The organism is Curtobacterium sp. PsM8, from assembly GCF_030433875.1.
Taxonomy (GTDB): domain Bacteria; phylum Actinomycetota; class Actinomycetes; order Actinomycetales; family Microbacteriaceae; genus Curtobacterium.
On record NZ_JARUXD010000085.1, the window covers coordinates 1 to 13,082 of the forward strand.

8 protein-coding genes are annotated in these 13,082 nt (G+C 72.7%); 5 read left to right on the top strand and 3 right to left on the bottom strand.

Annotated features, from left to right (window positions below):
* Window positions 1-7: 7 nt before the first annotated feature.
* Together QCD68_RS15290 and QCD68_RS15295 are read left to right on the top strand one after the other, a co-directional pair.
* Complete coding sequence (locus QCD68_RS15290) at window positions 8-1,642, top strand: DNA polymerase Y family protein (protein WP_367316842.1); 1,635 nt, start codon at window positions 8-10, stop codon at window positions 1,640-1,642.
* Between the two features lie 13 nt (window positions 1,643-1,655).
* The gene (locus tag QCD68_RS15295; protein WP_301223641.1) at window positions 1,656-5,120 is read left to right on the top strand and encodes an error-prone DNA polymerase; all 3,465 of its coding nucleotides are present in this window, start codon (window positions 1,656-1,658) and stop codon (window positions 5,118-5,120) included.
* 79 nt (window positions 5,121-5,199) lie between these two features.
* Here the strand turns inward: QCD68_RS15295 and QCD68_RS15300 are convergent, their stop codons facing one another.
* A complete protein-coding gene (locus QCD68_RS15300; protein ID WP_301223642.1) occupies window positions 5,200-6,717 on the bottom strand; it encodes a sensor histidine kinase in 1,518 nt (505 codons plus the stop codon).
* 7 nt (window positions 6,718-6,724) lie between these two features.
* Window positions 6,725-7,402, bottom strand: a complete 678-nt coding sequence (locus QCD68_RS15305) for a response regulator transcription factor (RefSeq protein ID WP_110903965.1) — start codon at window positions 7,400-7,402, stop codon at window positions 6,725-6,727.
* A 208-nt stretch (window positions 7,403-7,610) separates the two neighbouring features.
* Here QCD68_RS15305 and QCD68_RS15310 point away from each other — a divergent pair, with 208 nt between their 5' ends.
* Window positions 7,611-7,928 carry a hypothetical protein gene (locus QCD68_RS15310; protein ID WP_301223643.1) on the top strand — a complete coding sequence of 106 codons (318 nt, stop codon included), beginning with the start codon at window positions 7,611-7,613 and terminating at the stop codon, window positions 7,926-7,928.
* 43 nt (window positions 7,929-7,971) lie between these two features.
* Here QCD68_RS15310 and QCD68_RS15315 read toward each other — a convergent pair whose 3' ends face one another.
* Window positions 7,972-9,033: an FUSC family protein gene (locus tag QCD68_RS15315; protein WP_111076222.1), complete on the bottom strand. Its 1,062-nt coding sequence runs from the start codon at window positions 9,031-9,033 to the stop codon at window positions 7,972-7,974.
* A gap of 79 nt (window positions 9,034-9,112) precedes the next feature.
* Between QCD68_RS15315 and QCD68_RS15320 the strand changes: the two genes are divergently transcribed.
* Both QCD68_RS15320 and QCD68_RS15325 read left to right on the top strand, forming a co-directional pair.
* A complete protein-coding gene (locus QCD68_RS15320; RefSeq protein WP_290157142.1) occupies window positions 9,113-10,354 on the top strand; it encodes an aminoglycoside phosphotransferase family protein in 1,242 nt (413 codons plus the stop codon).
* A 513-nt stretch (window positions 10,355-10,867) separates the two neighbouring features.
* Complete coding sequence (locus QCD68_RS15325) at window positions 10,868-12,994, top strand: DEAD/DEAH box helicase (protein ID WP_301223644.1); 2,127 nt, start codon at window positions 10,868-10,870, stop codon at window positions 12,992-12,994.
* Window positions 12,995-13,082 lie beyond the last annotated feature (88 nt).

Consider the following 13,082-nt stretch of genomic DNA (forward strand, 5'->3'; position numbering starts at 1 on the left):
GCCCGGGGTGGGGCTGCCCGGCTCGGGGGCCGTCCGGGCCGATGCGCTCAGCCGCGGTGCCGGTCTCCCCGAACCCCCGCCGACCCGGACGATCGTGCTCTGGTGCCCGGACTGGCCCGTCATCGCGGCTGCCCGGGCCGCCGGTGCACCGCCTGAGCAGCCGTTCGCCCTGATCGCGAAGGGCCTGGTCTTCGCGAGCTCCGCCTCGGCACGCCAGGTCGGGGTGGTGCGTGGTCTGCGGGTCCGCGAAGCGCAGGCGCGCTGCACCGACCTCGTCACGCAGCCCTACGACGACGCCCTCGACCACCGAGCCTTCGAACCGGTCATCCGCGCGATCGAGGCCGCCGCACCCGGGGTCGAGGTCCTGCGCCCCGGGACGATCGCGCTCCGTGCCCGCGGACCGGCGCGCTACCACGGTGGTGAGCGGGCAGCGGCGACGATCCTGGCCGGCATCGCCGCCGACCACGGGGCCCCCGGTGTGCGAGCCGGTGTGGCGGACACCCCGTTCGCGGCGGAGCAGGCAGCCCGGGCACGGCCGACCCGCCCGGGGGAGCGCGTCCGGATGGTGCCGGTCGGCGGATCGGGTTCGTTCCTCGCCCCGCTGCCGCTCGGTGTGCTCGGCGACCCCGACCTGGCGATGGTGCTCGGGCGCCTCGGCCTGACGACGCTCGGCGACTTCGCCGCGCTCACCGACGAACAGGTGCGCGACCGCTTCGGCGTGCCCGGGGCGTTCCTGCACCGGCTCGCCGGCGGCCGTGATCCGCGCGAGGTCTCCGCGCGGGACGTCCCGCCCGACCTCGAGGTCCAGGCGTCCTTCGAGCCGCCCCTCGACCGGGCCGACCAGATCGCGTTCGCCTTCCGCCGCTCCGCCGACGAGTTCGCGGCGAAGCTCCGGGCGGCGGGGCTCGTGGCGACGACCATCCGCGTGGGCATCGTCGACGAGCGGGACGTCCTGCTCGAACGGGTCTGGGCGCACCCGCGGTGGTTCGACGCCGCCGACGTGGTGGACCGGGTGCGCTGGCAGCTCGCGGGCGGGGTCGACCCCACCGGGCTCGAGGCGCCGGTCACCACGGTCGTGCTCGAACCGGTCGCGGTGGACGACCTGGCGAACCACGAGCGCGGGCTCTGGGGCTCCGGGCCGGACGAACGGGTCCACCACGGGCTGGCCCGCGTGCAGGGCATGGTCGGACACGACGGGGTCGTCACACCCCGCATCGGCGGTGGCCGCACCCTGGCCGAACGCATCGTGCTCGTGCCGTGGGGCGACGCCCCCGCCGGTGGCGAGCGCGCGCTGGCCGTGGTGCGGGACCGCCCGTGGCCCGGCAAGCTGCCGGGCCCGCCACCGGCGACGGTCCTCGAACGACCCCGCCCGGTGGACGTCGTGGCGGCGGACGGCGGGTCCGTGGACGTCGACGACCGCGGCACCCTGACCGGCGAACCCGAACGGTTCCGCTCCGACGGTGACCGCGGGGGGCGGTTCTCCGCCGTCACGGCCTGGGCCGGTCCCTGGCCGCTCGTCGTGCGTTGGTGGGAGTCCGGCGGGCGACGACTGCACCGGCTGCAGCTCGTGGACGACGACGGGCGGGCCTGGTACCTGGTCCTCGCCGACCGCCGCTGGTGGGCAGAGGCGATCGCGACGTGAAGGACGGTTCCTGATGGGGTACAACAACCCCCCGATCCCGTGGTCGCAGTTCGAGCGCGCCCTCTCGGACAAGCGCAGCCCCGGCACGACCCCCGAGGGCGACGGCGGTGACAGCCCGGCCTGGTCCCGGAAGCGCGCACCGTACCGGCCGACGGACCTCGCGACCCCGGACGCACCGCCGGCCGTCCCGTACGCCGAACTCCACGCGCACTCGACCTTCAGCTTCCTGGACGGCGCGAGCCCGCCGGAACACCTGCTGGAAGAGGCAGCACGCCTGGGCCTGCACGGACTGGCGATCACCGACCACGACGGCTTCTACGGGGCCGCCCGGATGGCTGAGGTCGCCGAGACGTACCCGAGCATCACCACCGTCTACGGCGCCGAACTGTCGCTCGGGCTCACCGAGCCGCAGAACGGCGTCCCCGACCCCGAGGGCTCGCACCTGCTGCTGCTGGCCGACGGGCAGGACGGGTACCACCGGATGGCCGGTGCGGTGACGGCCGCGCACCTCGCCGCGGGGTCCGAGAAGGGTCGGCCGCGGTACGACCTCGACGACCTGGCGGAACGCTCGGGCGGGCGGTGGCGGGTGCTCACCGGCTGTCGGAAGGGCAGCGTCCGCCAGGCCCTCGAACGCGGCGGTGAGAGCGCGGCCGAGCAGGCCCTCCGCGCGCTGCTGGACCGGTTCGGCACCGGCAACGTGGTCGTCGAGCTGTCAGACCACGGCGACCCGCTCGACAGCGCCCGGAACGACGTCCTCGCCCTCCTGGCCGACCGGCACGCGCTGCCCGTCGTGGCGACCGGCAACGTCCACTACGCCACCCCGGACCGGTTCCCGGTCGCGACCGCCCTCGCCGCGGTCCGGGCCCGCCGCAGTCTCGACGAGATCGACGGGTGGTTGCCCGCCGCCGACACCGCGCACCTGCGCTCCGGCGCCGAGATGGCCCGGCGGTTCGCGCGGTGGCCCGGTGCGGTCGAGCGGAGCGTGGAACTCGCCGACGAGCTCGGGTTCGCACTGCGGACGGCGAAGCCCGGTCTGCCCGACCTCGACGTGCCGGACGGGCACACCCCGATGAGCTGGCTGCGCGACCTCACCTGGCGTGGGGCCCGCCGGTTCTACCCGGGTGACGCCGACGGGGTCGACGCGCACAAACGGGAGCGCATCGAACGCGAACTGTCCGTCATCGAGGACAAGGGCTTCCCCGGGTACTTCCTCATCGTCCGCGACATGGTGCAGTTCGCCCGCAGCCGGGGGATCCTCTGCCAGGGGCGCGGGTCGGCGGCGAACTCGGCGGTCTGCTTCCTGCTCGAGATCACCGCCGTCGACTCGATCCGGTACGGCCTGCCGTTCGAACGGTTCCTGTCGTCGATGCGCGACGAGGAACCCGACATCGACGTGGACTTCGACTCCGACCGGCGTGAAGAGGTGATCCAGTACGTCTACGACAAGTACGGCCGGTTCAACGCCGCACAGGTCGCCAACGTCATCACCTACCGGCCGAAGGGCGCCGTGCGGGACATGGCGAAGGCACTCGGCCACAGCCCCGGGCAGCAGGACGCCTGGTCGAAGCAGGTCGAGCGGTGGGGCTCGGTCACCGAGAGCCAGGACCACGACATCCCGCAGCCCGTGGTCGACCTGGCCCAACAGGTGCTCGGTTTCCCGCGGCACCTCGGCATCCACTCGGGCGGCATGGTCCTGACCGACCGGCCCGTGGGCGAGGTCGTGCCGATCGAGCACGCCCGGATGGACGGCCGGACCGTGCTGCAGTGGGACAAGGACGACTGCGCCTACATGGGGCTCGTGAAGTTCGACATGCTCGGTCTCGGCATGCTCGCCGCACTGCAGTACTCGTTCGACCTGGCGGCGGACCACTGCGGGGAGCGGTGGGACATGCACTCCATCCCGAAGGAAGAGCAGGGCGTCTACGACCAGCTCTGCCGTGCGGACACCATCGGGGTGTTCCAGGTGGAGTCCCGCGCCCAGATGGGCACACTGCCGCGGCTGCTGCCCCGACGCTTCTACGACCTGGTCATCGAGGTGGCCCTGGTCCGTCCCGGGCCGATCCAGGGCGGCGCGGTCCACCCGTACATCCGGCGTCGGACCGGCGAGGAACCGGTGACGTACCTGCACCCGGCACTCGAACCGGTGCTGGAGCGGACGCTCGGGGTGCCGCTGTTCCAGGAGCAGCTCATGCAGATGGCGATCGCGGTCGGCAACTGCTCCGGGGACGACGCCGACCTGCTCCGCCGGGCGATGGGGTCCAAGCGCGGCCTCGAGAAGATCGACCGGCTGCGGGACAAGCTCTACCGGGGGATGGCGGAGAACGGCATCCACGGCGAGGACGCCGACACCATCTACGCCAAGATCCAGGCGTTCGCGAACTTCGGCTTCGCGGAGAGCCACTCGATCAGCTTCGCGCTCATCGTCTACGCCAGTGCGTGGATGCGCCTGCACTACCCGGGAGCCTTCCTGGCGGCACTGCTCCGGGCGCAGCCGATGGGCTTCTACTCACCCCAGACCCTCGTCGCCGATGCCCGGCGGCACGGCGTCAGTGTGCTGCGGCCGGACATCCTGCGGTCCGAGGTCGACGCCAGCCTCGAACCCGTCGAGGACCAGGACCGGCCCGGCGGCCCTGCCGGTCATGCTCCCGGCGGCTCTGCCGGTCATGCTCCCGGCGGGCTGGGGGACGCGTGCCTGGCGACGGAGCAGCCGCCGGTGCTGCCCTTCGACCGGGACGCCGCGGACGACACCGCCGCCCACCGTCGGGACGGCGCGTTCGCCGTGCGGCTCGGGCTGGCCGAGGTCGCCTCGCTCGGCCGACGCAGTGCCGAGCGCATCGTGGCCGAACGGCGGGCGAACGGCCCCTTCACCGACATGTCCGACCTGGCACGACGGGTCGGTCTGACGACGGCGCAGCTCGAGGCCCTCGCCGCCGCCGACGCGTTCGAGTCCCTGGGCATCGACCGTCGTGCCGGCATGTGGTCAGCGGCGCAGGCGGCGGCGGAGCGGGCCGACCAGCTGCCGGACACCCAGGTCGTCGTGCAGCCGCCGCTGTTCGGGCAGATGACGAGCGGGGACGTCCTGATCGCCGACATGTGGTCGACGGGGATGTCGACCGACGACCACCCGATGGGACACCTCCGGCAGGGGCTGTCGGACCGTGGGGTGCTCAGCGTCGAGGACACCCGGACGGCGGAGACCGGCCGGCGGGTCGAGGTCGGCGGCATCGTCACCCACCGGCAGCGTCCGGCGACGGCGTCGGGGATCACCTTCCTCAACGTCGAGGACGAGTCCGGACTGGTGAACGTCATCTGCAGCGTCGGCGTCTGGGGGAAGTACCGGCGAGTGGCACGTGAGTCGCCGGCGGTCGTCGTGCGGGGGATCCTCGAACGCTCACCGGACGGCGTGGTGAACCTGGTGGCGGACCGGATCGAGCACCTGCCCCTCGCGGTCCGGACCCGGTCCAGGGACTTCCAATGACCAGTCTTCCAGTGACCAGTCTTCCAGTGGCCAGCCGTGAAGTGACCAGCCGCCCAGTGACCCGGTTCGCCGAGGCGTGTCAGCGTGCCGGGCTCGGTGTGGTCCGCACCTCCGGGACACGGATGGTGACCTCGAGGCCGCCGGTGGGGAGGTTGCGGAGGGTGGCCGAGCCTCCCGCCCGTTCGGCGACGGCCCGGACGATCGCCAGTCCCAGGCCGGAGCCCCCCGGCATCGGGATGCCGGGGGCTGCGTCCGGGTCGCGACGGGACGTGCGGGCCTCGTCCGGCCGGGTGAAGCGGTCGAACGCGACGGGGACGAACGACTCGGGGACACCGGGGCCGTCGTCGGTGATCTGCAGGACCCCTTCGCCGGGTGTGGTCCGCCAGGTGACGACGACGCTGCCGCCGCGGGGGAGCGCGGCGACGGCGTTGCCGGCGGTGTTCGTGACGAGTTGCGCCATCCCGCCGGTGTCGAGCCGGTACTGCGGTTCCACCGTGCCGCCGCCGATGCCCGGGCCCGAGCCGCCGACCGCGACGGGTGGGTCGAGCTCGAAGTCGACGGTGACGTCCTTGGCGCTCGCGATGAGGCGGACGCGGTCGACGGCGGCCATCACCTCGTCGCCGAGGTCCGACCACGCGGTGGCCGTCTCCGTGGCGCCGTCGGCCGATCGGCGTTCCGACTCCTCGATGCGGGACAGGGTGAGCAGGTCGTTGGCGAGCCTCGAGAGCCGGGCGACGCTGGTCTTCGCCCGCTCGATGTGGGCGGCGAGGGCCTGGGCGTCGTCCCCGTCGAGCGAGGCCAGGTCGAGCTGGGTGGTGAGGATCGCGAGCGGGGTGCGCAGCTCGTGGCTGGCGTCGGACACCATCTGCCGTTCCCGCTCGGTGGCCTGGCGGGTGCGGGCGAGGAAGGCGTTCAGGGTCGTGGCGAGGGACGCCAGTTCGTCCTGGGCAGGGCCGACCGGCAACTCGGCGCGTTCCGGGGCGACGGAGAGTCGTTCGGCCTCGCGACGCATCCGGGTGACGGGACGCAGCGCGGTGGTCGCGAGCACCCAGGACGCGACACCGAAGGCCACCAGGATCGCCAGTCCGGTGACGGACAGCGTCGTGGTGAGGTCGTCGACGACGATCGCCTCGGCCTGGGAGTTGCGGGCGGCGACCACGGTCCAGCGGCCGGCCTGGTTGACGGGGTGCTCGATGACGACGCGGTACTCCGAGTCGCCCACGTCGATGACGGAGGTGCCGGCGGGGGTGGTGCGCAGGCTGCCCAGTGCCTGTTCGAGACGGCCGGGCATCGACGACAGGGTGATGTCACCCGTCGGCGAGACCACGGCGACGAACTGGGCGTTGCCGGGCGGCGAGAGGTTCGGGTCGCTGTCGACCTCGAGCGTGGCGACGTACGGGTCGGTGTCGGCGTCGAGCAGTGTCTCGGTGGCGCGTGCGACGACGCTGACGACCTGCAGCCGCATCACGAGCACGAGCAGCGCGATGACGACGGCTGCGATGACCGTCGACCCGATGGTGATGCGGAGGCGCAGCGACAGCGCGCCCACGGTCCACCGGGGCGGCCGCGCGGGTGCTGCCGCGTCCGACCGCGTCACGCGGTCGTCACGCGCCGATCAGGTCGAGCCGGTAGCCGCGACCCCGGACCGTGCTGATGGCGACGGTGGCCTCCTGCGCGACGAGCTTCTTGCGCAGGTAGGAGATGTACTGCTCGACGACGTTCGGGTCGACGTGCTGCGAGCCGTCCCAGACCTCTTCGAGGATCTTCGGCCGGTCCACGACGGTGCCGACCGAGCGGGCGAGCAGCCGGAGCAGCGCGAACTCGGTGGGGCTCATCGCGACTCGCTGGCCCTTGATGGACACGCGGCGGGCTTCGGAGTCGATGGAGACGTCGCCGACCTCGATGGTGCGGGGGGCGCCGACCGGCTCGCGACGACCGAGGGCGCGGAGCCGGGCGGTCAGTTCGGCGAACGCGAACGGCTTGGTGAGGTAGTCGTCGGCGCCGGCGTCGAGCCCGAAGACCCGGTCGTCGACGGCGTCGCGTGCGGTGACGAGCAGGATCCGGACCGGGTCCTCTCGCTCGCGGACACGTCGTGCGAGTTCGAACCCGGACATGCCGGGCATCATCACGTCCACCACGGCGATGTCGTACGCCTGCTCACCGAGGGCGATCAGCGCCTCGACGCCGTTCTCGACCGCGGTGACGCGGTACCCCTCTGCCGCGAGCCCGCGCTCCATGAGCGCGCGCATCTCGTCATCGTCCTCGACCACCAACAAGCGCATCTGGACCTCCTGCGACCCATCGTGGCACCGAACCGGCTCCGGCGGGCGGATCGGTACCCGCGAGGCCTGAACACCGTCACAGCAGATCCGAGCTCCGGCTGCGCCCTGTGGACAGGTCGAGACCCGTCGGTACTGGCCGATCGCATCGCGTTGCTATGCTCCGGCCCGGACGCTGTACCCGACAGACCGTCCTGTACTTGGGGGCACCATGCACGACCCGGACCATCCGGAGATCGTCCGCTTGCGCGCCGAACTCGACTCTGCCTGGAAGGGCGTCGTCGGCCTCGGCTCGCTCGACGGACCACATCGCGACCGCGTCGTCGCCGACCTGCACACCGCCGTGCCGGACGCAGCGGGGCGCGCTGCGCGGACCGCCGGCCGGGAGGCGGTGGTCGCCGAGATCCGCCGGTTCGCCGACCTCGACGTGGCCGGCTCCGACCCGTCCTGGCCGGCCGCCGGGGTGTGGGCGGACGTCCTCGAGACGGCACGCCAGGCAGCGTGCGGCATGGACGAACCGGTCCACTGAACCGTCGAACCGGTCTGCTGGCCCGTTCCGCGGCTCGGACCGCTCAGTCGTCCTCGCCGAGCAGTTCCTCGCGCACGCGTCGGACGTCCTCGAGCAGCGCCCCGATGAGCACCCAGTGTCGCGAGTTCGGCCGGACGACCGCGAGCGGCGCCGTCAGCGCGTGCTCGACCGCGGTCTCCTCCGGACCCTCGGCGAGCTCACCCGGCGTCAACCGTGTGGACTCGACCTGGGCCCCGAGGCGGCGGACGTCCGAGCCGATCCGGGCGACCTCGGTGGCGATCCGGCCGACCATCGGGTCGTCCCGGAGGTCCGGCGCCGTGTTGTCCCGGACGGCGCGGGTCATGCCGGTGACGCGGGTGACGAGGACGCGCAGGTGTTCGGCGACGGCGACGTCCCGCTCGAGGATCGTCCGGTGCCGTCCGCCGCGGGGGTTCATGGCGAGCGAGTCCCGGGCCGAGGTGAGTGCTGCCTCCGTCCGGGCGTGCTGCTGCCGGAGCGCCCGGGCCTGCAGCAGCGCCGCGTGCCACTGCTCGTGGTCCCACCCCTCGGTGAGTCCGACGGCGATGCGCTCGAACGCCGCCGCGGTGTCGCGGGCCAGGCGGGCGACGGCCAGGTGAGCGGGTTCGAGCAGCACCGGCGGCACGATGACGGCGTTCACGACGAGGGCGACGACGGCTCCGATCACGGTCTCGAGGATCCGGTCGGCCGAGTAGTTCGGTGTGACGACGCCGGCGGTGAGCACGAGCATCCCGCTGATGCCGACCTGGGTGGCGGAGGTGGGCGTGAGGCGCAGGGCCCAGGCGAGCAGGATCGCCAGGACGACGACGAGCAGCACGATCCACACCGCGTCACCGAGCAGCAGGTGCACCCCGGTCGCCAGGACCACGCCGAGCAGGACCCCGGCACTGCGCTCCAGGCCCTTCACGAACGACTGGTTGATGCTCGGCTGCACGACGAGCAGGGCGGCGATCGCGGCGAACGTCGGGAACGGTCCCCGGATCAGCAGCTCGCACAGCAGCACCGCCGCGACCACCGCCACCGCGGTCTTCACGACCTGCAGGAAGGGGGTGCGGCTGGAGCTGCGGAGGCGCCTGACCGGGTTCACCCCTCCACGCTAGCCAGGACCCGCACGCCGAGCCGACCGACTACGCCACGAATCCGCGCACACACGGTTGACTGTCGCCGTGTGGCCGAACCATGAGCGCGTCATCCCCGAGGCCTTCGCCGGGTCGGGGACGAGCGTCGTCGCTGCCCGCGCGCACTCGGTCGAACCGTCGGGCAACGGCTACCTCTACGGCTACGAGGTGGACACCGTCGACCGGAACGGCCAGCGCGCCACGGTCCTGACGTACGTCGACACGGGCGGCACCCACGACCAGAACAGCGCCATCGTCACCGATCCCGCGTCGGGGGAGCCGGTGTCGGTGTGGGCCTACCCGAACGACCCGGGCCTCCCGGTCCTGCCGCAGGTGACGTACCGGGACGCCGTCGCGGAACTGCTGACCACCCTCGGCATGCCGGTGACGGACCCGACCCTGACGGTGGCCGCGTACCGACCCGGCAAGCGCGCCGTGGTCCGTGTCGACGCGCCGGAGCGCACCCTCTTCATCAAGATCGTCCGCCCGCACCGGGTCGCCCCGATCGTCCGGACGCACGAGCAGTTCGCCGCGGCCGGTCTGCCGGTGCCCCGCGTGCTGTCGAGCCGCGGGGACGGGCTGCTCGTCCTCGAACTCGTCCGGGGCGTGCCGGCCGGCAGCCGGATCACCGAGATCGCCGACGACCCGCGCTTCGTGGCGTCGCTGGCGGCACTCACCGGTCGCATCGCCGCGGTGCCGATGACGCAGCAGGCCCGAGCCGATGCGATGGACCACGCGGACTGGCACCGCCGGACCCTGACGACCGCACTGCCCGGCGACGCCGAGGAGATCGACCGCCTGTACGACGCGATCGGACGTCGGTCGATCGGCTGGAACGCGGCACAGAAGCAGGTGGTGCACGGCGACCTGCACCTCGAGCAGGTGTTCGTCGACGAAGACGAGCCGTGGCGCATCTCGGGTCTGCTCGACATCGACACCGCCGGGTGGGGCTACCCGGTCCGCGACGTCGGTGCGGTCGTCGCGCACCTCGTCGTGACCGGGCTGTGGCACCGCTCCCGAGGCGACGTCGACCGCGGGGCCGCCGCCGAGCGCCTCGCGGACGCGGTCGCCCGCGATTGGGCAGCCCGGAACCCGCAGGAGGCCGAGCGCCTCGGTCCGGCGATCGGCGCGCAGCTCCTCGCACACGCGGGTGGGCAGGCGACCACCGGGTCGGCGAACGGGATCGCGACGGCGGAACAGCTGCTCGCGGCGACGCGAGCCGCCCTGGCGGAACCGGCCCCGGGCCTCCCGTCCGGTGCCGGCCGGCCGCGGTCCGCACCGCGCGTCTGACGCGGTCCGTACCGCGCGTCTGGCCTGGTCCGTACCGCACGTCTGACCCGGTCCGCGCCGCCGTCGTCCCGGTCGCGTCGTGAACCGGCCGGGAGGCCCGCCACGCGCGGGGTGTGGAGAGTCGCCTCCGTCGGTGGCTGGGGAGTAAACTGACCGCGCACGCACGGCGTGCTCGCATGTCGCGGCGATCCCTGCCGCGACGACCGGTCGCTGGCCGGTGCGGGCCGCAGCCGCGTCGCCTGGCAGGTCAGACCTCCAGGACGTTCTCCGGGGGACCTCCTCCGGGATGGGGGCGTGCGTGAGACGCCGCCGGACTCCCGCGCAGACCGTCACATCGACCACCGGCCCGCACCTGGGCCCGCGATGCGGCCTGTCGGATCGATCCGGCGTGCTGCGGGCCACGGCGGCCCGTGGTGGACACCGGTGCGACGGCCACGACACGCGGCAGCCGCACCACACGACTTCCGCCCGTACCGGGTGGCTCGCCCCGACGAGGGCGGAACAGGAGGAGCCTTGGCTCGATCAGGTACCCGTCGCGCTGCCGGTGGCACGCGGACGGCTGCGCGCCGGACCCGGCCGCTCGACAACGACGGCCTCATCCCCGTCCTCGCCCGCGCCGTTCGTGAGGTCGAAGCCGCAGCACAGCGCGGCCCCCTCAAGGCGACGAACCGCACGAAGTTCCAGGCGGTCGCACTGCTCATGCGCGAGGAGCGTGCCCGCGTCAAGGCGGACGCCACGCTCACCGACTCGCAGCGTGCAGAGCAGCTGAAGCGCCTGGACGGTGTCGCGACGATCCTCGCGAAGACCGCGGCGCGGGACACCAGCGTCATCCAGCTCCTCACCGAAGAGGCGCAGGTCTCCGAGGCGACCCGCACCGTGAAGCGCGACATGATGATCGACGCCGGTCTCGAACTGCAGCCGGAGGACCTGGTCATCGCGGCCGAGCCCGCCGCCGCGGTCGAAGCCCCCGAGCGGTCCGTCGTGCCGCAGTCGGTCGTGCGTCGTCAGCTCGCCAACCCGTTCCTGCCGCCGGACTTCGCGCTCGCCGACCAGCCCGTCGCGCACCCGCGGCGCCTGGCGAACTGGGAGCTCTTCGGTCCGCTCTTCAAGTCCTTCGAGTACGGCGCCGGCGGGGGAGCGGCCTCGATGCCGCTGCCTGAGTCGACGACGCTGCAGACCCCGGCGGGTGCCTCGCTGATGAAGCACCAGGCGGAACTCGTCACCTCGGCAGCACAGGGGCACCGCACCTTCCTGCTCGCCGACGAGCCGGGCCTCGGCAAGACCGCGCAGTCGCTGATCGCCGCCGACGCTGCCAAGGCCTTCCCGCTGCTCGTCGTCGTGCCGAACGTCGTCAAGACGAACTGGGCCCGTGAGGCCGAGCGCTGGGTCCCGAACCACCGCGCCACGGTCATCCACGGCGACGGCCAGGACCTCGACGGGTTCGCCGACATCATCATCGTGAACTACGAGATCCTGGACCGGCACGTCGGCTGGCTCGGGTCCTTCGGGTTCAAGGGCATGGTCGTCGACGAGGCGCACTTCATCAAGAACAAGGACTCGCAGCGGTCGAAGTTCGTGCTGCAGCTCGCCGAGAAGATCCGCGAGCGCACCGCGAACCCGCTGCTCATGGCCCTGACCGGTACGCCGCTCATCAACTCGGTCGAGGACTTCCGCACCATCTGGGAGTTCCTCGGCTGGATCGACGACAAGAAGCCCCGCGCGCAGCTCATGAACGAGCTCGAGGAGATCGGGCTGACCCCGGCCGACCAGGGCTTCTTCAGCGAGGCACGGAAGGCCGTGATCGACCTCGGCATCGTCCGTCGCCGCAAGGTGGACGTGGCCGCGGACATCCCGGCACGCCGGATCGCCGACATCCCGGTCGAGCTCGACGGTGACGAGGGCCGCTCCATCCGCGACGCCGAGCGCGAGCTCACCGCGAAGCTCGTCAAGCGGTACCACCAGGCGCTCGCCGCCCGCACCGGCCAGGCGCCGGTCGAGGGCATCGACGAGAAGCTCGTCCGCCAGGTCGCCCGCTGGGAGCTCGAGGACCAGGACGCCTCGTCCACCGGCGAGAACGTGTTCTCGATGGTGCGTCGCATCGGTCGTGCCAAGGCGCAGCTCGCGGCGGACTACGCGGCGCAGCTCGCCTCGAACGTCGGCAAGGTCGTGTTCTTCGCGAAGCACCTCGACGTGATGGACCAGGCGGAAGAGGTCTTCGCCCGCCGGCACCTGCGCACCGCGACGATCCGTGGCGACCAGACCCCGGCGCAGCGCACGGCCGAGATCGACTCGTTCGTGAACGACCCGGACGTCGCCGTCATCGTCTGCTCGATGACCGCGGCCGGAGTCGGCCTGAACCTGCAGGTCGCCTCCAACGTCGTCCTCGCCGAACTGTCGTGGACGAGCGCCGAGCAGACGCAGGCGATCGACCGCGTGCACCGCATCGGTCAGGAAGAGCCCGTCACCGCATGGCGCATCATCGCCGCGCAGACGATCGACACCAAGATCGCGGAGCTCATCGACTCGAAGGCCGGGCTGGCCGCACGCGCGCTCGACGGCTCGGACGACGAGGTCGTCGACTCCGGCGACATCCAGCTCGACGCGATGGCGGCGCTGCTGCTCGACGCGCTGTCGCGGTAGCGGCCGGCCGGCGCGGGCGGCCGGCTGGCGCCGTTCGGCTGCGCACAACAGAAACCCGCTCGAACCATGGGAGACCGTGGTTCGAGCG